Genomic DNA, 19,870 nt, shown 5'->3' on the forward strand with positions numbered 1-19,870 from the left:
CGAGCGGATCAGATGACGTTCGGCTCGATCTCCAGCGCCACCCCGAATCGGCTGGCGATATCGCTCTGGATACGCTGCGCCAGCTGCAGCAGCTGCGCGCCCGTGGCCTGGCCATAGTTGACCAACACCAGCGCCTGCAAACGATGCACCCCCACGTCGCCTTCGCGGTAGCCCTTCCAGCCGGCCCGTTCGATCAGCCAACCAGCGGCGAGCTTGACCCGACCGTCCGCCTGAGGATAGGCGACCAACCCCGGATGGGCAGCGCGCAGCCGCTCGGCCAGCTCCGCCGACACCAGCGGGTTCTTGAAGAAACTGCCAGCATTGCCCAATTCGCTCGGGTCCGGCAGCTTCTCACGGCGAATGGCACAGACCGCCTGACTGACATCCAGCGCCGTCGGCGCGATGATGCCCTGCTCCGCCAGGCGCTGCCGGATCGGCCCGTACTCCAGATGCAGGGAAGCCTGCCGTTGCAGCCGCACGCGCACCCGCAGGATTACGTAGCGACCCGGCTGCCGCTTGAACAGGCTGTCACGGTAACCGAAGGCACACTCGGCTTGACTGAAGTCGCGCAGCGCGCCCGTCTCGCAATCCAGCGCGGTGATGCCCGCCAGCACATCGCCGATCTCCACGCCGTAGGCGCCGATGTTCTGGATCGGCGCCGCCCCCACGGTGCCGGGAATCAGGCTGAGGTTCTCCAGTCCAGCCAGGCCCTGCTGCAGCGTCCAGAGCACGAAGGGATGCCATGGCTCGCCCGCTTCGGCCTCTACCAGCACGCTGCCGTCCTGCTCCGCCACGATGCGCTTGCCTCGACTGGCCATGCGCAGCACCAGCGCCTCGACATCGCGTGTCAGCAGCAGGTTGCTGCCACCACCAAGCACCAGCAGGGGCAGGTCGTGTCGCGTCGCGAGCGCCAGCGCCTGACGGACCTCGGCATCGTCATGCGCCTCGGCAAACAGGCGGGCACGCTGCTCCACGGCAAAGGTGTTGAACGGCTTGAGCGAGCGCCACGTGTCGACCCGCAGGTTCACAGGCGCTCCCGAACTTCTGTAAGCAGCGCTTGCGAGCCCTGTTCGATCAGGTCGAGCACTTGCTCGAACCCATCCGCACCGCCGTAGTAGGGGTCGGGCACCACATCGCCCGCCACACCGTAGCGACGCAGGAACAAGTCGAGCTCGGCGGTCGCATCCGCCGGACGCAGCGCTTGCAGACGCGCCAGATTGTCGTGATCCATGGTCAGGATCAGGTCGAAGCGACGGAAGTCCTCAACCTCTACTTGGCGCGCACGCAGCGTGTGGAGGTCATAGCCACGACGCCGCGCCGCCTGGCGAGTCCGGCTGTCTGGCGACTTGCCGACATGCCAGTCGTCAGTACCGGCCGAATCGATCTGGATCCGATCCTGCAAACCGGCCAGCTGCACATGATGACGAAACACGCCCTCGGCAGTCGGCGAGCGGCAGATGTTGCCCATGCAGACGAACAGCACTTTCATGCTTAATGTCCCAGCAGACGCCGGACCCGCTCGAGGTCCTCGAGCGTATCCACTCCCGCCGGCGGCGCCTCGATGGCATCGGCGACGTGAATACGCTGGCCATGCCAAAGTGCCCGCAGCTGCTCAAGGCATTCGGTGTTCTCCAGCCAGCACGGCCCCCAGGCCACGAAGTTGGCCAGGAACCCGGCGCGATAGGCATAGATGCCGATGTGCCGGCGGTACGGCACGCCTTGCGGCAATGCCTCGCGGTTCTGCGCGAAGGCATCACGCGCCCACGGCAGCGGGGCGCGGCTGAAGGTCAGAGCGAGACCGTTGATATCCGCCAGCACCTTCACCGCGTTTGGATTGAACAGCGTCGTCGCATCGATGATCGGCTCGGCCAGGGTCGCGATCGCCGCCTCAGGATGCGCCGCCAGATTCGCCGCAACCTGGTCGATGACCGCCGGCGGGATCAGTGGCTCATCGCCCTGCACGTTGACGACGATGGCCTCGGCATCCAGACCGAGCAGACCAGCCACTTCGGCCAGGCGGTCGGTCCCGGAATTGTGCTCGATGCGCGTCAGCACAGCCTCGGCACCGAAGGCGGCGCAAGCGCTGAGAATCCGCTCGTCGTCGGTCGCCACCACTACACGCTGCGCTGCGCTGCGGCTGGCCTGCTCCCAGACGTGCTGGATCATCGGCTTGCCGACAATATCTTGCAGCGGCTTCCCCGGCAGGCGGCTGGAGGCATAGCGAGCCGGAATCACCACGGTGTAGGGGGTGCTCATTTGTCCAGACGCTCATCCACATCGAGGGTACGAGCTTCCCCTTCCAGCATCACCGGAATACCGTCGCGCACCGGGAAGGCCAGGCCGTCGGCCTTGCAGATCAGTTCGGATTTGTCGTCGGCCAGCTTCAGCGGCCCCTTGCACAGCGGGCAGGCCAGAATATCGAGGAGTTTGGTGTCCATGCGCAGTCCTTGGAAAGCAGCCGACTGCATCGGCAGATCGGACGGCTTATGAGTGAGCGGGCAGCAATCGGGCCAGTTGTTCGTCAAACCAGGTCACGAACGCCGCCGACGGCGCTGCCTCGACCTGCAGATAGGACCAGCCCGGGGGCGCGAACGCCCGGCATTTCACCGCATCCTTCTCGGTCATTACCAGCGGCAGCTCGGGAGCGAACTGCAGCTGCAGCGTGCTGTAGGCGGCATGATCGGCGAAGGCGTGCGGAATCGGGCGCCAGTGTAGCGCCTCGAGCGTGGAGAAGAAACGCTGCGGATTGCCGATACCTGCGACGGCGTGAAGCCTCTGCCCCGGCGGAAAATGGTCGAGTGGCCAGCGCTCGCCGCTGTGCAGCTCGATCAGCGCCGAAGGCCGCAGACGGAAGGCATAGCCTTCTGGAGCATCCGCCTGCGCGCCATTGAGCAACACCGCATCCACCGTCCGCAGGCGCTCGGCCGGTTCGCGCAGGGGCCCGGCTGGCAGGCAGCGACGGTTGCCGAGCCCGCGTGCGGCATCGATCAGCACCAGCTCCAGATCGCGCGCCAGACGATAGTGCTGCAGGCCGTCGTCGGACAGGATCAGATCCAGCGGCTCACTTGCCAGCAGTGCACGCACGGCGCGGGCGCGGTCAGGATCGATCATCAGTGGTACGGCGGTTCGCTGCACGATCAGCAGGGGTTCGTCGCCCGCTTCACTCGCCGCCTGCTCCGCCCGCACTCGCCACGGCACCGTCGGCGGGGTCGCGCCGTAACCGCGACTGACTACCCCGACTCGCAGACCACGCGCACGGCAATGCTCGATCAACCAGAGGATCAGCGGTGTCTTGCCGGTACCCCCGACCGTGATATTGCCGACCACGATGACCGGCACCGGCGCCCGGTAGCTGTCGCCCTGCCCGGCCAGGAAGCGCCGACGCTTGCGTTCGACAACCGCCCGATAAAGCGCCTCCAGCGGTGCCAGCAGGTGCAGTGCGGGATGCCCGCGATACCAGGCGCGTTGCAGCCGCTCGGCGAACGACATCAAGGCGCCGCCTGCGCCTCGACGGTGGTGATGCGCAGATGCGCGAAGCCAAGCTTGCCGGCGGCATCCATCGCGGTGATTACCGCCTGATGGGGCGTCTTGCCGTCCGCGCTGATGATCATCGGCAGGCTGTTGTCGCCCTCAGCCTCCTTGCTCAACGCCGCCATCAGCGAATTCAGGTCGCTCTTGAGCAGACCCTTGCCGTTGAGCGAATAGTTGCCGTCAACATCGATGACGACTTCCAGCTGCTTGACTTCGGTCTGCTCCGGCGGCGTGCCACTGGCCGCTTCCGGCAGATCCACCTGCAGTTGTGTCTCGCGAGTGAAGGTGGTGGTAACCACGAAAAACAGCAGCAGGATGAAGACCACGTCGATCAGCGGCGCCAGGCCGATTTCGACATTCTCCCGCGGTTTGCGCCGGAATTTCACGCCTTGCCCTCGTCCAGATCGACATCGCGGTCGCCCTGGACCACCTCGACCAGCTTGATAGCCTCCTGCTCCATGCCGACCACCAGCTCATCGACGCGACGCAACAGGAAGCGATGGAAAAACAGTGCCGGAATCGCCACGATAAGGCCCGCCGCGGTAGTGATCAGCGCCTTGGCGATCCCGCCGGCGAGTTGCGGCGCATTGGCCATGCCCGACCCCATGAAGGCGCTGAAGATCTCGATCATACCCAGCACGGTACCCAGCAGACCGAGCAATGGCGCGATGCCGGCAATCGTTCCCAGCGCATTGAGATAGCGCTCCAGGTCATGCACGACACGGGCCGCGGCTTCCTCAATGCATTCTTTCATGATCTCGCGGCCGCGTTTGGAATTGGCCAGCCCGGCGGCGAGAATCTCGCCCAGCGGCGAATCGGCGCGCAGCTCCTTGAGCCGTTGGTTGCTGAGCTTCTTTTCCTTGATCCACTTCCACACCTGACCGAGCAGATGCGGTGGCGTGACCCGGCTTGGACGCAGCGTCCACAGCCGCTCGGCAATGATCGCGGCGGCGACGATTGAACACAGAATGATCGGCAGCATTATCCAGCCGCCCGCTTTGACCAGCTCCCACACGAGACGAATCCCCCTCGAAAAAGTGGCGCCACTCTAGCATAGGGTCCGCAGCCCGCCGACCGCCGCCGTTCTCATTTTTCCCGCCAGAATCGGCGCTGCTCGCGCAAACCACGCGCTTCGTGAAACGCCCCCAGTTCAACCTTCAGCGCGCCTGACTCGGCAGTGTCGTACAGCCGCACGCCTACGTCTTGCAAGCGTCCGATGACCATCGGATGAGGATGACCAAACGCATTGTGGCGGCCGCGTGAGATCAGCGCATTCTGCGGCCGTACCGCCGAAAGAAAAGGCAGCGAAGAGGAACTGTTGCTGCCGTGATGCGGTAACAGCAGCCAGTGCGCCGCCAGCGGCCAGTCACTCTGCACCAGCGCCTGTTCCGCCCGCGCATCGATATCGCCGGTCAGTAGCAGGCGCTCGCCTCCCGCCTCGATCATCAGCACGCAGGACGACTGGTTGCCATCCGCCGCCTGCGCCCAGCGCCAGAGGCCGAAGCGCACGCCGTCCCACCGCCAGGTCTGACTCTCGCAGGATTGCGCCTGCAGCACCGCCGGCAGTCGCGCCGGTTCGCCGCCGAGCACTCGCTGCGTCGGCAGCAGTCGCTGCACGGCCACCGCGCCGCCGGCATGATCGCTGTCGGCATGACTGATCAGCAGCACGTCCAGCCGATCCACTCCCAGCCGCCGCAGCGACGGGAAGACGATTCGCTCGCCCGTGTCGAAGTCACCGTGGCGTGGGCCGGCATCGTAAAGCAAGGCATGGGAGCGGGTGCGCACCAGCACCGAGAGGCCTTGCCCAACATCGAACACCCAGACGTCGGCTTTGCCGGCAAGCGGCAGCGGCGTCGACGGATACAGCAGTGGCAGCAGGAGCAGCGCCCCCAGCGCACGGAACGGCACGCCGGCGGGCAGCAGCAACATCAGCGCGCCCACCGTCGCCAGCGACCAGGCCCAGAGCGGCAGGCTCTCCACTATCCAGGCTGCCTGCCAGTCCGCGAACAGCTCCAGCAACTGGAACAGCCATCCCAGCGACCAGCCCGCCAGTAGCAGCAGACCTTCGCCAAGGCCTGACAACGGCAGCAGCGCGGTGCCGAGCAGCGCCACCGGCACCGTCAGACCAACCCAGGGCACTGCCAGTAGATTCGCCAAGGGCCCGCTGGCGCTGATCGGCAGCCCCAACGCCAGCATCAAGGGCAGCAAGCCCACCACCATCGCCCACTGCACACGCGGTAGAGTCAGCCACCAGCGCCAGGCGCCCAGTCGTCCGGAGAACGTCAAGGCGAGCAAGGCGACGGCGCCGAAGGACAACCAGAACCCCGGCTGCAGACTGGCCAGCGGATCGAACAACAGGACACCGTCGAGCGCGATCAGCAGCGGTAGCCAGACACCCAGCTGACGAAAGCACAGACGCCAGAGCAGCACCACTGCCACCATCACGCAGGCCCGCTGGACCGGCACCTCGAACCCGGCCAGCCAGCCGTAACCGAGGGCGCCAGCGAAGGCCGCCGTACAGGCGCAGGGCAGCCACGGCAGATGTCGCGGCCACCAACCGATGCGCGCCAACAGCGCCACCAGCCCGTACAGCAGGCCGGCCAGCATGCCTACATGCTGGCCGGAGATGACCATCAGGTGCACCGTCCCGGTGTCCTGCAGGATGCGCCAATCCGTTGGTGACAGGCCCGAGCTATCGCCGACCACCAGCGCCGCGATCGCGCCCTGCCGGCCCTGCGCCTCGACAGCCAACAATCGGGCACGCAAGCGATCGCGCCAGCTACCGGCACCAACCGCTTCCCGCAGACGCTCGCCGGTTTTGACCGTTCCGGTCGCGCCGATGTGGTGCGCTAGCAGCCAGGCCTCATGATCGAACGAATGCGGGTTAACCAGTCCGTGCGGGCGTTTCAGCCGCGCTGCCAGCCGCCAACGCTCACCGGCGCGCAGCTGCGGACCGCCATACCAAGCCAGGCGCAGGCGCGGCGGCAAGCCGGCGTGCCGCGAGCGGATGTCGCCGAGTTCGAAGCGCACCACACCGTCCTGCGCGGCCGGCAGCCCGAGCACCTGACCTTCGAGCCAGAACGTGCGACCGTCGAGTTCGCTGGCGAGCCGCCCGTCCAGCGCCGCCTGCATCTGCAGAGACGCCCAGAGCAGGCCGAAACACAACCAGGCCAGCGGCCGGGATGCTGGTCGCAACAGGCACAGCAGCCCCAACATGCCCAGCACAATCAATGCCCAGGCCGCTGGCAACTCCGGCAGAAAGCGCGGCAACAACAAACCCATGGCCAATGCCAGCATCCCTGCCCGCATGTTCTTTTCCTCCTCGGAATCCATTCCCCGGAAGTCGTACCGCGCCTACCGCGCCCTATCGGACAGGAGACCTTATGTGACAAAAGCGCTGCCGATCCTGCACGGTAAACAGCGCATAATTCGCCGAGCTCCGTTCGCCCGAGAATCTCCATGCCGCGTCGCTTCTTCAAACGCTACATGCCGCATCCCGACCGCATCAAGACTAACAAGTCGCTGCGATTTCTCGGCGCGCTGATTCACGATCCCAACCTGTGGCATCTCAATCGCCATTCGGTATCCCGGGCCATGGCCATCGGTCTGTTCTGGGCGCTGATTCCCATGCCCATGCAGATGCTCGCTGCAGCGAGCTGCGCCCTGCCAGCCAGAGCCAACCTGCCAATCGCCATCGGCCTGGTCTGGCTGACCAATCCACTGACGATGCCGCCGGTGTTCTTCTGCACGTACAAGCTCGGCGCCTGGCTGATGGATGCCCCCGCACTGAGCATGCCGGATGAACTCACCCTGGCCTGGGTGACGCAGCTGCTGCAGAACAACTGGCAGCCGCTGTATCTCGGCTCGCTGGTAGCGGCAATCGGTTCTGCCGTGCTGGGCTATGTTGGCACGCAGGCCTATTGGCGCTGGTGGGTCGGGCGTAGCTGGCGCCGGCGGCAGAACGGCCGGCGCTGAGCGCCGCCCTTATTCGTAACGCAGCGCCTCCGCTGGCTGCGTCTGCGCGGCGCGCCAGGCTGGATACAGCGTCGCGAGGAAGCTCAGGCTCAACGCCGATACGGCGACGATCGCCACATCCTCCCAGCGCAACTCAGATGGCAGCGTGCTGATGAAGTACACGTCGGAGCTGAAGATATGCTGGCCGGTCACTCGCTCTAGCCAGCCGACCAGTTCGCTCACGTTCAACGCGCCGAGCACGCCGAGCACGATGCCGATCAACGTACCGCTGATGCCGATCAGACTGCCCTGTACCATGAAGATCGCCATGATCTGCCGTGGCGTTGCGCCCAGCGTGCGCAGGATGGCGATGTCCGCGCGTTTATCGGCCACGACCATGATCAGCGTGGCGATGATGTTGAATGCCGCGACCGCCACGATCAGCATCAGCAACACGCCGATCATGGTCTTCTCCATCTTCATCGCGCTGAACAGGCTGCCCTGCGTATGCGACCAATCCTCCGCACGGTAGCCTTCGCCCAACTGAGCCAGCAATTGCCCAGCCACCTGCGGTGCGCGATAAAGGTCGTCCAGCTTGACCCGCACGCCCTGCACCTGCTCCGGCTGCCAGCGGCGAATTTGCGCGGCGTCGGCGCGATGGATCAGCGCCAGGCTGCCATCCAGATCGGCGCCGACCTTGAACACGCCAACGACGTTCAAGCGCTGCATGCGCGGGGTGATGCCACCGGGGGTCGCGCTGACTTCCGGTACGATCAGGGTCAGCTTGTCGCCCACCGAAAGGCCGAAGCGCCGGGCGGTGATCATGCCGATGATCACACCGAACTCGCCCGCCCGGAGGTCATCGAGACTGCCGGCAACCATGCGCGAAGCCACGATCGAGACGTCGCCTTCGACCTGTGGCTCGATCCCGCTGACCTGGAGCGGCTGCATGCTGCCCTTGAACGAGAGCATGCCCTCGAGCTGGGTCAGCGGCGCTGCGGCCTGCACCTCGGGGTGCGTCCGCAACCGCTGCGCCAGCGCCTGCCAGTCGTCGAGCGGCTGACTACCGTCGATCGTGGCGTGCGGCACCATGCCGAGAATCCGTGCGCTCATCTCACGCTGAAAGCCGTTCATCACCGACAGCACCAGAATCATCGCCAGCACCCCCAGCGACAGTCCGATCAGCGAGGTCAGGGAAATGAACGAGATGTAGTGATTGCGCCGCTTGGCACGGGTATAGCGGCTGCCGATGAAGACGCTCAGCGGGCGGAACATTATTCGGCCACCAGTCGGCCGTCTTCCAGACGCAAAACCTGATCCATCTGCGCCGCCAGCTGGCGATCGTGAGTAACCACCAGGAACGCGGTACGCAGCGAGGTGCTCAGCTCCAGCATCAGATCCTGAATGCCCTGCGCGGTGTGATGGTCTAGGTTGCCAGTCGGCTCGTCGAGCAGTACCAGCGCCGGCCGGTTGACCAGTGCACGGGCGATCGCCACCCGCTGGCGCTCGCCACCGGAGAGCTCGGCCGGCTTGTGCTCCAGGCGGTGACCGAGCCCCACGCGGGCCAGTAACTCGCCGGCACGCTGGCGCGCCTCGGGGATCGCCACCTTGCCAATCAGCAACGGCATGCAGACGTTCTCCAGCGCGGTGAATTCCGGCAGCAGGTGGTGAAACTGGTAGACGAAGCCCAGCGCGCGATTGCGCAGCAGGCCGCGCTCCTTCTCGCTCAGCGCGGACAGCTCCTCGCCGGCCAGCCAGACGCTGCCCTCGCTCGGCGTATCGAGCCCACCCAGTAGATTCAGCAGGGTGCTCTTGCCGGAGCCGGAACTGCCGACGATTGCCACGCGCTGGCCGGGAAACAGTTCCAGCTGCAGTGAGCGCAGCACATCGACCGATTCCGGCCCCTGTTCGTAACGCTTGCCCAGGTTGCGGCAGCTGAGCACCGCGCGATCTTGGGAGGACAGCTCATGCATAACTCGTTCACTCATAACGAAGCGCCTCCGCCGGCTGGGTGCGCGCGGCGCGCCAGGCCGGATACAGGGTGGCGAGAAAGCTCAGCAGCAGCGCCGCGACGCACACCTGCACGACATCGGCGGCCATCAGCCGCGACGGCAGGTAGTCGATGAAATACACATCGGCGCTGAGGAATTTGTGGCCGATCAGCCGCTCCAGCGCGGCGATCCAGCTGCTGATATTCAGCGCCGCCAGGATGCCGAGACCGGCACCGACCACCGTACCGACCACACCGATCACCGTGCCCTGCACCATGAAGATCGCCATGATCTGCCGCGGCGTCGCGCCCAGCGTGCGCAGGATGGCGATGTCGCCGCGCTTGTCGGTGACCACCATGACCAGTGTCGAAATGATGTTGAACGCCGCCACGGCGACGATCAGCAACAACAACAGGCCGATCATCGCCTTTTCCATGCGAATCGCCTGGTAGAGGTTGCCGTGAGTCCGCGTCCAGTCGCGTGAATAGAAGTCACCGTCCAGCTGACCGGCTAGCTCCCAGGCGATCCGCGGCGCCTGGAACAGATCGGCGAAACGCAGGCGCAGCCCCTGGACCTGATCGGGCTTCCAACGGTGCAGGCGAGCCAGATCGGCGATGTTGGCCAGCGCAACGTAACCGTCGATCTCGCCGGCGCCGACGTGGAAGATGCCGACTACGGTAAAGCGTTTCATGCGCGGAAACATGCCGGCCGGCGTCACCGTCACCTCAGGCGCAACGAAGGTGAGCTTGTCGCCAACGCCCACGCCGAGTTTCTGCGCCGCCTTGTCACCGATCACGATGCCGAACTCACCGGGCGCGAGCGCGGCCAGCTCGCCCTCGCGGAAGAAGCGATCGATGATCGAAACCTGTGGCTCGATCTGCGGATCGACCGCATTGATCAGGATCTTGCTGACCTTCCCCTCGTGCGTCAGCAGACCCTGCATCTGGATGAACGGCGCCACCGCGACCACCTGCGGGTGCTGGGAAAGGCGCTCGCTCAGCTGCTGCCAGTCGTCCACCGGCACAGGGCTTTCGATGGTGGCGTGCGGCACCATGCCGAGCACCCGGGTGCGCATCTCGTGATCGAAGCCGTTCATCACCGACAGCACGACGATCATCACCAGCACGCCGAGCGCCAGCCCGATCATGGACGTCAGCGATATGAAGGAAACGAAGAGGCTGCGGCGTTTGGCGCGGGTATAACGCGCTCCGATATAAACGGACAGCGGTCTGAACATAGATCGACGGGTTCGCTGGCGGGGGAAGAAACGAGCATGCGACAGGGATAGTCCCAAGGCCTGATACACTCTGGCCATCACGCTGCCTGGGTATCGCCATGCCAACACAAGACACTGAAGAACGCCGGGAATACTATCGTATCGAGGACCGGATCGCACTGGAAATCATCCCCGATACCCAGCCGCCGACCGCTTCGGACGACGAGCGTCAGCAGCTGTTCGATCTGCTCGGCGAGCTGCATCAGTTGGACTTCGAAGCCCAGCACCTGCTGCGCCAGATCGCCGAAGGCAACCGCACGCTGGCCAGCTACCTGAAGGTACAGAACAAGCGCATCGAACTGATCGGCCAGGCGCTGACCCAAGACCTGCTCAAGGACATCGGCCCGGCGCGCACGGTGGTGCTCTCCGAAGGCGGCGTCAGCTTCCGCCATGACACCGCGTTAGGGATCGGCACACTGCTCACTCTCAAGCTGGTCCTGCTGCCACAGGGGCTGGGGCTGAGATTACCGGCCCGTGTGACCCATTGCGCGGCTGACGCCGAAGGCGGCTTTCAGCTGGGTACCGAGTTCGAAGCGCTGACGGATGCACAGCGGCAATTGCTGGCCAGGCATATCCTGCAGAAACAGGCGCTGCAACGGCGTCTGGCCCGTGGCCCTCTACAAGGAAGCTGAATTCATGCTGCGCCTGTCGTATCTGCTGCTCCTGCTCGCTGGCAATCCCGCCGTGGCCGAGGAAATCGGTATACCGCTGGGCCAGCAAGGCCCGTCGAACATCGACGTGCCCGCGCGGGGCGAGCACAAGCACGACGTTCTCGAACGCTTCGGCCTCGCCGACCAGGAGCATCCCGCAGTCGGCAGACCCCCGATCCTCCGCTGGGATTACCGCGAGTTCTCGGTGTACTTCGAGAACGACCGAGTGATCAACAGCGTGCTTCATCATCAGCCCACTCACCCTGCACAGGAACAGTCCCTACCGTGACCCTGATCTACGGCCACCGTGGCGCCAAAGGCGAGGCGCCGGAAAACACCCTGGCCAGCTTTCAGCGCTGCCTGGAGCATGGCGTCCGCCGCTGCGAGCTGGACCTCCATCTGTCTGGCGATGGCCAATTGATGGTCATCCATGACCCTACCCTCAAGCGCACCACCGGTCGGCGCGGCAAGGTCCTCCAGCACACCGCCGAGGAACTGGCCGGTTACGACGCGCGCTTGGGGGGACCGGGCTGGAAACAACCCTGCCCGATCCCGCGTTTGAGCGAACTGTTCGAGAAGTGCGACTTCGAGCACTGGCAACTGGAGGTCAAGAGCGCTTCGCGCGAACGTGCGGCGCGCACGGTACTGGCGATCCGCGAACTGGCCGAGCACCATGGTCTGCTCGAACGCATCACCGTCACGTCAGGTTCGCGCGAGGTGCTGCATGCGCTCAGGCGCCTGACGCCGGAGATTTCCCGCGGACTGGTTGCCGAATACGCCTGGCTCGATCCGCTCAAGGTCGCCCATCACCACGGCTGCCAGCTCCTTGCACTGAAGTGGACGCTGTGCACGCCTGAGCGTCTGGCGAAGGCTCAGCAGCAAGGGCTGCACGTGTCGGTCTGGACGGTCAACGAACCGGCGCTGATGCGCCGGCTCGCCGATTTCGGCGTCGACAGCCTGATCACCGATTTTCCCGGCCTGGCTGTCGAAACGCTGGGCCACGGCGGCTGCGGCGCCTGACAGGCCCGACTGGCTACGGTCATCAGCCCGAGCATTCGGGCTGAAACCGCGCCGTTTCGCTACCTGATCACAGGCTCTCCCGGTTCGGCCAACGCCAGTCGCGGGAATCGCTGGTGCCTCCGACCGGCTCAGGCCACCGGTCGGAGCCGCTCAAAAAAGCCGGTTGAGCCCGTCGAACGCGGCAACGCGATAGGCCTCGGCCATCGTCGGGTAGTTGAAGGTGGTGTTGACGAAATACTTGATGGTATTCGCCTCGCCCTTCTGGTTCATGATCGCCTGACCGATATGCACGATTTCCGAGGCCTGATAGCCGAAGCAGTGCACGCCTAGCACTTCCAGTGTTTCGCGATGGAAAAGGATCTTCAGCATGCCGACCGGCTCGTAGGAGATCTGTGCACGCGCCATGCTCTTGAAGAACGCCTTGCCGACTTCGTAGGGAATCTTGGCCTGTGTCAGCTCGCGCTCGTTCTTACCAATGGAGCTGATTTCCGGAATCGTATAGATACCGGTCGGCACGTCGTCGACGAAGCGCCAGGTGTCGTTGTCAACAATGCTGCCGGCGGCCGAACGTCCCTGGTCATAGGCCGCACTGGCCAGTGAGGGCCAGCCGATCACATCACCAGCCGCGTAGATATTGCCGACCGCGGTGCGATAGAACTCGTCCACCTGTACCTGTCCGCGGCTATTGGCCTTCAGACCGATGTTCTCCAGCCCCAGCTTGTCGGTGTTGCCGGTTCGGCCGTTACACCATAGGAACGCATCGGCCTTGATCTTCTTGCCGGACTTGAGATGCAGGATCACCCCGTTGTCCAGGCCTTCGACCCGCTCGTATTCCTCATTGTGGCGAATAAGCACGTTGTTGTTGCGCAGGTGATAGCTCAGCGCATCGGAGATTTCGTCGTCGAGGAAGCTGAGCAGCTGGTCGCGGTTGTCGATCAGGTCAACCAGAACGCCAAGACCACTAAAGATCGAGGCATATTCGCAGCCGATCACTCCAGCTCCGTAAATGATCATCCGGCGCGGCGTGTGGCTGAGATTCAGGATGGTATCGCTGTCGTAGACGCGCGGGTGGTTGAAGTCGATGTCCGCCGGGCGATACGGACGCGAGCCGGTGGCGATGACGATCTGGTTGGCGACCAGTTTTTCCACCATGCCATTGAGGCACACCACCTCGACGCTCTGCTCGTCGGAGAAGCTCGCGGTGCCGAAGAAGGTGTCGATGCGGTTGCGCGCGTAGTAGCCGGTGCGCGAGGTGACCTGCTTGCTGATCACTTTCTCGGCGCTCTTCAGCACATCGGGAAACGAGAACCAGCGCGGCTCGCCAATCTGACGGAACAACGGGTTGGTGTTGTACTGCATGATCTGGCGGACGGAGTGACGTAGCGCCTTGGACGGGATGGTGCCCAGATGCGTGCAGTTACCACCTACCAACGGGCGATTGTCCACCACGGCGACCTTGCGCCCCGCCTTCACGGCATTCATCGCCGCGCCCTCCCCAGCCGGACCGGAACCCAACACCACCACATCGTAGTTATAGACAGCCATATACACTCCTGAGAACGCGGCGAACCAGCGCCGCTGTCAACAAATTCGCTGAACGCCGGGCAGAGGCGACCCTACGCGTAGGCGCGGTAGCCAGCGCATCCGTACGGGCGAGTACCTGGCAGCGCCCGCAAGCACAATCAGCGCTTGGCTGCGTCGTAAGCCAGTGCCGCGTTATCGCCGCGACTCTTGCTCGCCTCGTTCACTTCTTCACATTTCTCGCGACTGCCGCCGCAGATCGAACATTCTTTCTCGATGCCCAGATTGGCGATGCCACCGCAGGAACCGGCAATCGGCTTGCGGCCCATGATCACACCGATGGCCATGCCAGCTACCACGAGCAGCATGAACAGAAATACCAGTAGCCAGGTCATTGCTTTGCTCCCGCACCGATGACTTGTTCGAAGCGATCGGTGCTCTTGGTTACGAAACCCTGTCCTTCGCGAATCACGAAGAACGCGGCGATCCGATGCTGGCTGGCGAACTCGAAACCACGCTCGGGCCCTAGCACCATCAACGCGGTCGACAGACCATCGGCCTGCAAGGCCGAACCGTCGAGCACCGTCACCGACGCCAGCTTATGCTCGACCGGACGCCCCGTCTGCGGGTCGAGCGTATGTGAATAACGCTTGCCGTCGCGCTCGAAGTAGTTGCGGTAGTCACCCGAAGTGGAAATTGCCAGGCCATCAAGTTCAATGACCTGCTGGGCAACGCGCTGATCGTCACGCGGCGCCTCGATAGCGATCCGCCAAGGTGCGCCATCGGGCTTGCGCCCCTGCGCCTTGAGTTCGCCGGTGATCTCCACCAGGTAGCTGCTCACACCGAGCTCCTGCAGACGCTGCGCCACTCGGTCCACGGCATAGCCAGCAGCGATGCTGTTGAAGTCCACTTCCACAGCGGCGTTCTTGCATAGCTGCTCGCCTTCGATACGCAGGTGTTCGTGACCGACTCGCTGCATTACCTCGGCGATCTGTGCCTCGCCAGGAGTCTGCTCGACACGCCCTTGCGGACCGAATCCCCACAGGTTCAGCAGCGGTTCGAGGGTCAGGTCGAAAGCGTCATCCGTTTGCTGTGACAGTTGCTCGCCAGCCTCGACCAGCAACCGCACGGCGGGCGGCATCACTTCGCAGCTGCCGGCCGGCAGCGCATTGAAACGCTCGATATCGGAATCGGCACGGTAGGTGGAGAGTTGCCGGTCGAGTTCCGTCAGGATGTTCGAGGTTTCCCGCTGCAGTGTCTGTTTGTCCGCCACGCCACTGCTGCGCACGTACTTGATCGAAAAGGTACTGCCCATGGTCGGGCCGTCGAAGGACTCGATCTTGTCCTGAAACAGGCAGCCCGTCATCGTCGCCGCCAAGGCGACAGCGATGACGGGCTGCAGTATCGCTCGGCTCATGTGCTAGCCGCCGAAGTCGTCGAGCAGGATATTCTCCGGTTCGACTCCCAGCTCGGTGAGCATCTTGATTACCGAGGCGTTCATCATCGGCGGGCCGCACATGTAGAACTCGCAGTCTTCCGGCGCCGGATGATCCTTGAGGTAGTTCTCGAAAAGGACGTTGTGGATGAAGCCGGTCGGCCCCTGCCAGTTGTCTTCGGGCAGCGGATCGGACAGTGCCAGGTGCCACTGGAAGTTCGGATTGTCCGCCTGTAGCTGGTCGTATTCCTCAACATAGAAGGCCTCGCGCATCGAGCGCGCGCCATACCAGAAGCTCATCTTGCGCTTGGACTTCAGGCGCTTGAGCTGATCGAAGATGTGCGAACGCATTGGCGCCATGCCCGCGCCACCACCAATGAAGACCATCTCGGCATCGGTATCCTTGGCGAAGAATTCACCAAACGGACCGTACACGGTCACCTTGTCGCCGGGCTTGAGGCTGAACACCCAGGAGGACATCTTGCCCGGCGGGATATCGTCACGTCCCGGCGGTGGCGACGCTACCCGGATGTTGAATTTGACCAGGCCCCGTTCTTCCGGGTAGTTGGCCATCGAATAAGCGCGGATAGTGGTCTCGTCGACCTTGGAGACATAGCGCCATAGATCGAACTTGTCCCAATCGGCGCGAAACTCCGGCTGAATGTCGAAATCCTTGTAGCGCACGGTGTGCGGCGGACATTCCAGCTGCACATAACCGCCAGCGCGGAAGTCCACGTTCTCGCCTTCGGGAAGCTTGAGCGTGAGCTCCTTGATGAAGGTGGCGACGTTCGGGTTCGACTCGACCGTACATTCCCACTTCTTCACGCCGAAGACCTCCTCCGGCACTTCGATCTTCATGTCCGCCTTGACTGGCGTCTGGCAGGACAAACGCCAGCCCTCGCCAGCTTCGCGCCGGGTGAAGTGCGACTCCTCGGTGGGCAGCATCTCGCCGCCACCGCTTTCGACGATGCACTTGCACTGCGCACAGGTACCGCCGCCGCCACAGGCCGACGACAGGAAGATGTTGTTGGACGCCAGCGTCTGCAGCAGCTTGCCGCCGGCAGGCACAGTGATGGTGCGCTCGCCGTTGATCTCAATGCTGACATCACCGCTGGAAACCAGCTTGGCGCGTGCCGCCAGGATCACCACCACCAGCGCGAGCACGATGGCGGTAAACATGCCGATGGCGAGGAAAATTTCGTAACTCATCTGCATCCCGTCCTTAGAGCTGTACGCCAGAAAATGACATGAAGCCCAGCGACATCAGCCCGATGGTGATGAAGGTGATTCCCAGACCCTGCAGGCCATCCGGTACGTCGCTGTACTTGAGCTTCTCGCGAATGCCCGCCAGCAGAGCGATGGCCAGCGCCCAGGACAGACCTGAGCCGACCCCGTAGACGGTACTTTCCGCCAGGTTGTAGTCACGCTCGACCATGAACAGCGAGCCGGCCATGATCGCGCAGTTCACGGTAATCAGCGGCAGGAACACGCCCAGCGCGTTGTACAGGCTGGGCACGTACTTATCGAGCAGCATCTCGAGGATCTGCACGATCGCGGCGATCACGCCGATGTAGCTCAGCAGGCCGAGAAAGCTCAGATCCACGTCCGGCAGTCCGGCCCAGGACAGGGCTCCGGCCTTGAGCAGGTAGGTGTAGATCAGGTTGTTGGCCGGTACGGTAATAGCCTGCACCACGACCACCGCGATGCCCAGGCCGATGGCGGTTTCCACCTTCTTGGAAATCGCGATGAAGGTACACATGCCGAGGAAGAACGCCAGCGCCATGTTCTCGATGAACACGGCGCGCACGAACAGGCTGATGTAGTGCTCCATTAGTAAGCCTCCTTGTTCGAGACTTGCGGTGCCATCCGGTAGGTCGGCTTCTCGACCTGCTCGGTGCGCCAGCTACGGATGCCCCAGATGATCAGGCCGATCAGGAAGAACGCCGAGGGCGGCAGCAGCAGCAGTCCGTTGGGCTGATACCAGCCGCCATCGTTGACCACCGGAATGATGGTGTAACCCATCAGCTTGCCGGCACCGAACAGCTCGCGGATCACGCCGAGCACCAGCAGCATCGCGCTGTAGCCCAGGCCGTTGCCAATGCCGTCGAAGAACGACAGCACCGGTGGGTTCTGCATGGCGAACGCCTCGGCGCGTCCCATCACGATGCAGTTGGTGATGATCAGACCGACGAACACCGACAACTGCTTGGACAGACTGAAGGCATAGGCCTTGAGGATCTGGTCCACCACGATCACCAGGGAAGCGATGATCACCATCTGCACGATCATGCGGATGCTGCCCGGAATCTGCGTGCGAATCATCGAGATGAACATGCTGGAAAACGCCGTCACCAGCGTCAGGGCGATGGACATCACCACGGCGGTCTTGAGGTTCGAAGTGACCGCCAGCGCCGAACAGATGCCGAGGATCTGCAGGCCGATCGGGTTGTTGGCGATGATCGGGTTGATCAGAACTTCTTTGACTGTAGGTTGCGACATGCTCAAGCCTCCCCGGCGCGCAGGTTAGCGATAAAAGGACCGAATCCGTTCTCGCCCAGCCAGAAATGCAACAGGTTGTTTACCCCGTTGCTGGTCAGGGTTGCCCCGGCCAGGCCGTCCACTTGGTGATCGGCCTTCGGACTCTGCGGATCGACGCTGCCCTTGATGATCTGGACAGCCAGCTTGCCATCGTCGAACAGCTCCTTGCCTGGCCACAGGCCACGCCATTTCGGATTGTCGACCTCGCCGCCCAAACCCGGGGTTTCGCCATGCTGATAAAAGCCCAGCCCGGCGACGGTATTCAGGTCACCCTTGACCGCCATGAAGCCATAGAGCGTCGACCACAGCCCATAGCCGCGGACTGGCAGGATCAGCGTATCCAGCTGGCCGTCCTTCTCCACCATATAGACGATGCTGTAGTGCTCGCGGCGCTTGATCGAGGCGATGTCCTGCTCCCCCGGCAGGGATGCGGACAACGCCGGATCCTTGGCAGCAGCCAGCGGGTCGAAGTCCTGCGCGTCGAACTCATCGCTGAACTTGCCGGTTTGCAGATCGACCAGTCGGGCCACGATGCGCTCGCCGTACAGGGCCCGAATCTCTTTGGCGGACATGTTGGCCTGACCGAGACCGGCGATGGCTAGGATGCTGCGCTGCTTGTCCAGCAGCGCGTTCTGCTGTTGCGTCGGCCGCAGTGCGACCGCGGCGCCCGCGACGAACACCGAGCAGACCAGGCAGACCAGCAGGGCCACCGTCAGCGTGCGCGCGGTGGATTCTTTTTTACTAGACATTGCGCGCCAGCCTCCGCTTGATATTGGCCTGGATGACGAAGTGGTCGATCAGCGGTGCACAGAGGTTGGCGAACAGGATCGCCAGCATCATGCCTTCGGGGAACGCAGGGTTGACCACGCGAATCAGTACCACCATCACGCCGATGAGCACGCCGAAGATCCATTTGCCGGTATTGGTCATCGAGGCCGAGACAGGATCGGTGGCCATGAAGATCATGCCGAAGGCGAAGCCGCCGACCACCATGTGCCAATACCAGGGCATGGCGAACAGCGGATTGCTGTCCGAGCCGATCAGGTTGAACAGGGAGCTCAGGCCGATCATGCCCAGCATCACACCGGATACGATGCGCCAGGACGCGATCTTGGTCAGTAGCAGAACTGCCCCGCCAATGAAGATCGCTAACGTGCTGGTTTCACCGATCGAGCCGTGGATCGTGCCGACGAAGGCATCCATCCAGCTGATGCCGTGGTCGATCACGTTTTCGATGCCGCCTGCGTAGCCCAGGCTCAGCGCAGTAGCGCCGGCATAGCCGTCGACCGCGGTCCAGACCTGGTCGCCGGAGATCTGCGCCGGATAGGCAAAGAACAGGAACGCGCGGCCGGTCAGTGCCGGGTTGAGGAAGTTCTTGCCAGTGCCGCCAAACACCTCCTTACCGATCACAACGCCGAAGCTGATACCCAGCGCGACCTGCCACAGCGGAATGCTCGGCGGTAGGGTCAAGGCGAACAGCACGGAAGTGACGAAGAAGCCTTCGTTCACTTCGTGCTTGCGAATGGAGGCGAACAGCACCTCCCAAAAGCCACCAACGATGAAGGTCACCGCATAGATCGGCAGGAAATACGCCGCGCCCTGGATGACGTTATCCCACAGACTGCCCGGATCGAACCCGGCCAGCAGCCCGGTCAGCGCGAACTGCCAGTCCGACTGCGACTGCAGCAACTCCGGATTGGCCGCGTAGATCAGGTTGGCCTGGTAGCCGGCGTTCCACATGCCGAAGAACATGGCCGGGAAGGTGCACAGCCAGACGGTGATCATCATCCGCTTGAGATCGATGCCGTCGCGCACATGTGCCGTGGTCTTGGTGACGCTGCCGGGACGATAGAGGAACGTGTCCGCCGCTTCATAGAGCGCGTACCACTTCTCGTAACGCCCGCCTTTCTCGAAATGGTGCTCGATCTTGTCGAGGAATGCGCGAATGCCCATG

At 63.6% G+C, this 19,870-nt stretch carries 23 protein-coding genes; 4 read left to right on the top strand and 19 right to left on the bottom strand.

Going from position 1 to position 19,870, the window contains the following annotated elements; all coding sequences use genetic code 11:
* Positions 1 to 8 precede the first annotated feature (8 nt).
* The 8 genes from murB to HU825_RS18200 all read right to left on the bottom strand — a co-directional run bounded on the left by murB (position 9) and on the right by HU825_RS18200 (position 6,840).
* Positions 9 to 1,028 carry a UDP-N-acetylmuramate dehydrogenase gene (murB, locus tag HU825_RS18165; protein WP_234302610.1) on the bottom strand — a complete coding sequence of 340 codons (1,020 nt, stop codon included), beginning with the start codon at positions 1,026 to 1,028 and terminating at the stop codon, positions 9 to 11.
* On the bottom strand, positions 1,025 to 1,489 hold the full coding sequence (locus HU825_RS18170) for a low molecular weight protein-tyrosine-phosphatase (protein WP_234302611.1): 465 nt from the start codon (positions 1,487 to 1,489) through the stop codon (positions 1,025 to 1,027). Before HU825_RS18170 ends, murB begins: the two co-directional genes overlap by 4 nt.
* Positions 1,490 to 1,491: 2 nt before the next feature.
* Entirely contained in the window at positions 1,492 to 2,256 is a 765-nt protein-coding gene (kdsB, locus tag HU825_RS18175) for a 3-deoxy-manno-octulosonate cytidylyltransferase (RefSeq protein ID WP_234302612.1), read from the bottom strand.
* On the bottom strand, positions 2,253 to 2,438 hold the full coding sequence (locus tag HU825_RS18180) for a Trm112 family protein (protein WP_008570668.1): 186 nt from the start codon (positions 2,436 to 2,438) through the stop codon (positions 2,253 to 2,255). The genes kdsB and HU825_RS18180 overlap by 4 nt, the downstream gene beginning before the upstream one ends.
* Before the next feature lie 46 nt (positions 2,439 to 2,484).
* Positions 2,485 to 3,489 (bottom strand): tetraacyldisaccharide 4'-kinase, encoded by a 1,005-nt coding sequence (gene lpxK, locus HU825_RS18185; protein WP_234302613.1) that lies wholly within the window; start codon positions 3,487 to 3,489, stop codon positions 2,485 to 2,487.
* On the bottom strand, positions 3,489 to 3,917 hold the full coding sequence (locus HU825_RS18190) for an ExbD/TolR family protein (protein ID WP_234302614.1): 429 nt from the start codon (positions 3,915 to 3,917) through the stop codon (positions 3,489 to 3,491). Before HU825_RS18190 ends, lpxK begins: the two co-directional genes overlap by 1 nt.
* On the bottom strand, positions 3,914 to 4,546 hold the full coding sequence (locus HU825_RS18195) for a MotA/TolQ/ExbB proton channel family protein (RefSeq protein WP_043299365.1): 633 nt from the start codon (positions 4,544 to 4,546) through the stop codon (positions 3,914 to 3,916). The genes HU825_RS18190 and HU825_RS18195 overlap by 4 nt, the downstream gene beginning before the upstream one ends.
* A 71-nt stretch (positions 4,547 to 4,617) precedes the next feature.
* Positions 4,618 to 6,840: a DNA internalization-related competence protein ComEC/Rec2 gene (locus HU825_RS18200; protein WP_234302615.1), complete on the bottom strand. Its 2,223-nt coding sequence runs from the start codon at positions 6,838 to 6,840 to the stop codon at positions 4,618 to 4,620.
* Positions 6,841 to 6,990: 150 nt separating this feature from the next.
* On the opposite strand from HU825_RS18200, the gene HU825_RS18205 reads away from it, so the two are divergent.
* The gene (locus HU825_RS18205; protein ID WP_043299361.1) at positions 6,991 to 7,506 is read left to right on the top strand and encodes a DUF2062 domain-containing protein; all 516 of its coding nucleotides are present in this window, start codon (positions 6,991 to 6,993) and stop codon (positions 7,504 to 7,506) included.
* A 9-nt stretch (positions 7,507 to 7,515) separates the two neighbouring features.
* Here the strand turns inward: HU825_RS18205 and HU825_RS18210 are convergent, their stop codons facing one another.
* Genes HU825_RS18210 through HU825_RS18220 form a run of 3 tightly spaced genes read right to left on the bottom strand, consistent with a single transcriptional unit; the run spans position 7,516 to position 10,713 of the window.
* Positions 7,516 to 8,760, bottom strand: a complete 1,245-nt coding sequence (locus HU825_RS18210) for a lipoprotein-releasing ABC transporter permease subunit (protein WP_234302616.1) — start codon at positions 8,758 to 8,760, stop codon at positions 7,516 to 7,518.
* Positions 8,760 to 9,458 (bottom strand): lipoprotein-releasing ABC transporter ATP-binding protein LolD, encoded by a 699-nt coding sequence (lolD, locus tag HU825_RS18215; protein ID WP_234303424.1) that lies wholly within the window; start codon positions 9,456 to 9,458, stop codon positions 8,760 to 8,762. The genes HU825_RS18210 and lolD overlap by 1 nt, the downstream gene beginning before the upstream one ends.
* A gap of 7 nt (positions 9,459 to 9,465) precedes the next feature.
* Entirely contained in the window at positions 9,466 to 10,713 is a 1,248-nt protein-coding gene (locus HU825_RS18220) for a lipoprotein-releasing ABC transporter permease subunit (RefSeq protein WP_043299355.1), read from the bottom strand.
* A 98-nt stretch (positions 10,714 to 10,811) separates the two neighbouring features.
* Here HU825_RS18220 and HU825_RS18225 point away from each other — a divergent pair, with 98 nt between their 5' ends.
* Genes HU825_RS18225 through HU825_RS18235 form a run of 3 tightly spaced genes read left to right on the top strand, consistent with a single transcriptional unit; the run spans position 10,812 to position 12,422 of the window.
* The gene (locus tag HU825_RS18225; RefSeq protein WP_054095090.1) at positions 10,812 to 11,384 is read left to right on the top strand and encodes a PilZ domain-containing protein; all 573 of its coding nucleotides are present in this window, start codon (positions 10,812 to 10,814) and stop codon (positions 11,382 to 11,384) included.
* Positions 11,385 to 11,388: 4 nt separating this feature from the next.
* Positions 11,389 to 11,691, top strand: a complete 303-nt coding sequence (locus HU825_RS18230) for a phosphodiesterase (RefSeq protein ID WP_234302617.1) — start codon at positions 11,389 to 11,391, stop codon at positions 11,689 to 11,691.
* Positions 11,688 to 12,422, top strand: a complete 735-nt coding sequence (locus HU825_RS18235; RefSeq protein ID WP_234302618.1) for a glycerophosphodiester phosphodiesterase — start codon at positions 11,688 to 11,690, stop codon at positions 12,420 to 12,422. Before HU825_RS18230 ends, HU825_RS18235 begins: the two co-directional genes overlap by 4 nt.
* 150 nt (positions 12,423 to 12,572) lie before the next feature.
* On the opposite strand, the gene sthA is transcribed toward HU825_RS18235, so the two are convergent.
* The 8 genes from sthA to HU825_RS18275 all read right to left on the bottom strand — a co-directional run bounded on the left by sthA (position 12,573) and on the right by HU825_RS18275 (position 19,869).
* Complete coding sequence (sthA, locus tag HU825_RS18240) at positions 12,573 to 13,967, bottom strand: Si-specific NAD(P)(+) transhydrogenase (protein WP_138300232.1); 1,395 nt, start codon at positions 13,965 to 13,967, stop codon at positions 12,573 to 12,575.
* A 137-nt stretch (positions 13,968 to 14,104) separates the two neighbouring features.
* Complete coding sequence (nqrM, locus tag HU825_RS18245) at positions 14,105 to 14,338, bottom strand: (Na+)-NQR maturation NqrM (RefSeq protein ID WP_234302619.1); 234 nt, start codon at positions 14,336 to 14,338, stop codon at positions 14,105 to 14,107.
* Positions 14,335 to 15,258 (bottom strand): FAD:protein FMN transferase, encoded by a 924-nt coding sequence (locus HU825_RS18250; RefSeq protein WP_234303425.1) that lies wholly within the window; start codon positions 15,256 to 15,258, stop codon positions 14,335 to 14,337. The genes nqrM and HU825_RS18250 overlap by 4 nt, the downstream gene beginning before the upstream one ends.
* Before the next feature lie 105 nt (positions 15,259 to 15,363).
* The gene (nqrF, locus tag HU825_RS18255; protein ID WP_234302620.1) at positions 15,364 to 16,587 is read right to left on the bottom strand and encodes an NADH:ubiquinone reductase (Na(+)-transporting) subunit F; all 1,224 of its coding nucleotides are present in this window, start codon (positions 16,585 to 16,587) and stop codon (positions 15,364 to 15,366) included.
* A gap of 13 nt (positions 16,588 to 16,600) precedes the next feature.
* Positions 16,601 to 17,209 (bottom strand): NADH:ubiquinone reductase (Na(+)-transporting) subunit E, encoded by a 609-nt coding sequence (nqrE, locus tag HU825_RS18260; protein WP_008570687.1) that lies wholly within the window; start codon positions 17,207 to 17,209, stop codon positions 16,601 to 16,603.
* Complete coding sequence (locus HU825_RS18265; protein WP_175415042.1) at positions 17,209 to 17,883, bottom strand: NADH:ubiquinone reductase (Na(+)-transporting) subunit D; 675 nt, start codon at positions 17,881 to 17,883, stop codon at positions 17,209 to 17,211. Before HU825_RS18265 ends, nqrE begins: the two co-directional genes overlap by 1 nt.
* Positions 17,880 to 18,665, bottom strand: a complete 786-nt coding sequence (locus tag HU825_RS18270) for a Na(+)-translocating NADH-quinone reductase subunit C (protein WP_043299343.1) — start codon at positions 18,663 to 18,665, stop codon at positions 17,880 to 17,882. Before HU825_RS18270 ends, HU825_RS18265 begins: the two co-directional genes overlap by 4 nt.
* Positions 18,658 to 19,869, bottom strand: a complete 1,212-nt coding sequence (locus tag HU825_RS18275; RefSeq protein ID WP_043299342.1) for an NADH:ubiquinone reductase (Na(+)-transporting) subunit B — start codon at positions 19,867 to 19,869, stop codon at positions 18,658 to 18,660. Before HU825_RS18275 ends, HU825_RS18270 begins: the two co-directional genes overlap by 8 nt.
* Position 19,870: the final 1 nt, after the last annotated feature.

It is taken from the genome of Pseudomonas phenolilytica, assembly GCF_021432765.1.
Lineage (GTDB): Bacteria > Pseudomonadota > Gammaproteobacteria > Pseudomonadales > Pseudomonadaceae > Stutzerimonas > Stutzerimonas phenolilytica.

Excerpts from the sequence above, each read along its gene's own strand:
- HU825_RS18170 (WP_234302611.1), bottom strand. The coding sequence starts at position 1,489 with ATGAAAGTGCTGTTCGTCTGCATGGGCAACATCTGCCGCTCGCCGACT.
- kdsB (WP_234302612.1), bottom strand. The coding sequence starts at position 2,256 with ATGAGCACCCCCTACACCGTGGTGATTCCGGCTCGCTATGCCTCCAGC.
- HU825_RS18180 (WP_008570668.1), bottom strand. The coding sequence starts at position 2,438 with ATGGACACCAAACTCCTCGATATTCTGGCCTGCCCGCTGTGCAAGGGG.
- lpxK (WP_234302613.1), bottom strand. The coding sequence starts at position 3,489 with ATGTCGTTCGCCGAGCGGCTGCAACGCGCCTGGTATCGCGGGCATCCC.
- HU825_RS18200 (WP_234302615.1), bottom strand. The coding sequence starts at position 6,840 with ATGCGGGCAGGGATGCTGGCATTGGCCATGGGTTTGTTGTTGCCGCGC.
- HU825_RS18205 (WP_043299361.1), top strand. The coding sequence starts at position 6,991 with ATGCCGCGTCGCTTCTTCAAACGCTACATGCCGCATCCCGACCGCATC.
- HU825_RS18210 (WP_234302616.1), bottom strand. The coding sequence starts at position 8,760 with ATGTTCCGCCCGCTGAGCGTCTTCATCGGCAGCCGCTATACCCGTGCC.
- lolD (WP_234303424.1), bottom strand. The coding sequence starts at position 9,458 with ATGCATGAGCTGTCCTCCCAAGATCGCGCGGTGCTCAGCTGCCGCAAC.
- HU825_RS18220 (WP_043299355.1), bottom strand. The coding sequence starts at position 10,713 with ATGTTCAGACCGCTGTCCGTTTATATCGGAGCGCGTTATACCCGCGCC.
- HU825_RS18225 (WP_054095090.1), top strand. The coding sequence starts at position 10,812 with ATGCCAACACAAGACACTGAAGAACGCCGGGAATACTATCGTATCGAG.
- HU825_RS18230 (WP_234302617.1), top strand. The coding sequence starts at position 11,389 with ATGCTGCGCCTGTCGTATCTGCTGCTCCTGCTCGCTGGCAATCCCGCC.
- sthA (WP_138300232.1), bottom strand. The coding sequence starts at position 13,967 with ATGGCTGTCTATAACTACGATGTGGTGGTGTTGGGTTCCGGTCCGGCT.
- nqrM (WP_234302619.1), bottom strand. The coding sequence starts at position 14,338 with ATGACCTGGCTACTGGTATTTCTGTTCATGCTGCTCGTGGTAGCTGGC.
- HU825_RS18250 (WP_234303425.1), bottom strand. The coding sequence starts at position 15,258 with ATGGGCAGTACCTTTTCGATCAAGTACGTGCGCAGCAGTGGCGTGGCG.
- nqrF (WP_234302620.1), bottom strand. The coding sequence starts at position 16,587 with ATGAGTTACGAAATTTTCCTCGCCATCGGCATGTTTACCGCCATCGTG.
- nqrE (WP_008570687.1), bottom strand. The coding sequence starts at position 17,209 with ATGGAGCACTACATCAGCCTGTTCGTGCGCGCCGTGTTCATCGAGAAC.
- HU825_RS18270 (WP_043299343.1), bottom strand. The coding sequence starts at position 18,665 with ATGTCTAGTAAAAAAGAATCCACCGCGCGCACGCTGACGGTGGCCCTG.
- HU825_RS18275 (WP_043299342.1), bottom strand. The coding sequence starts at position 19,869 with ATGGGCATTCGCGCATTCCTCGACAAGATCGAGCACCATTTCGAGAAA.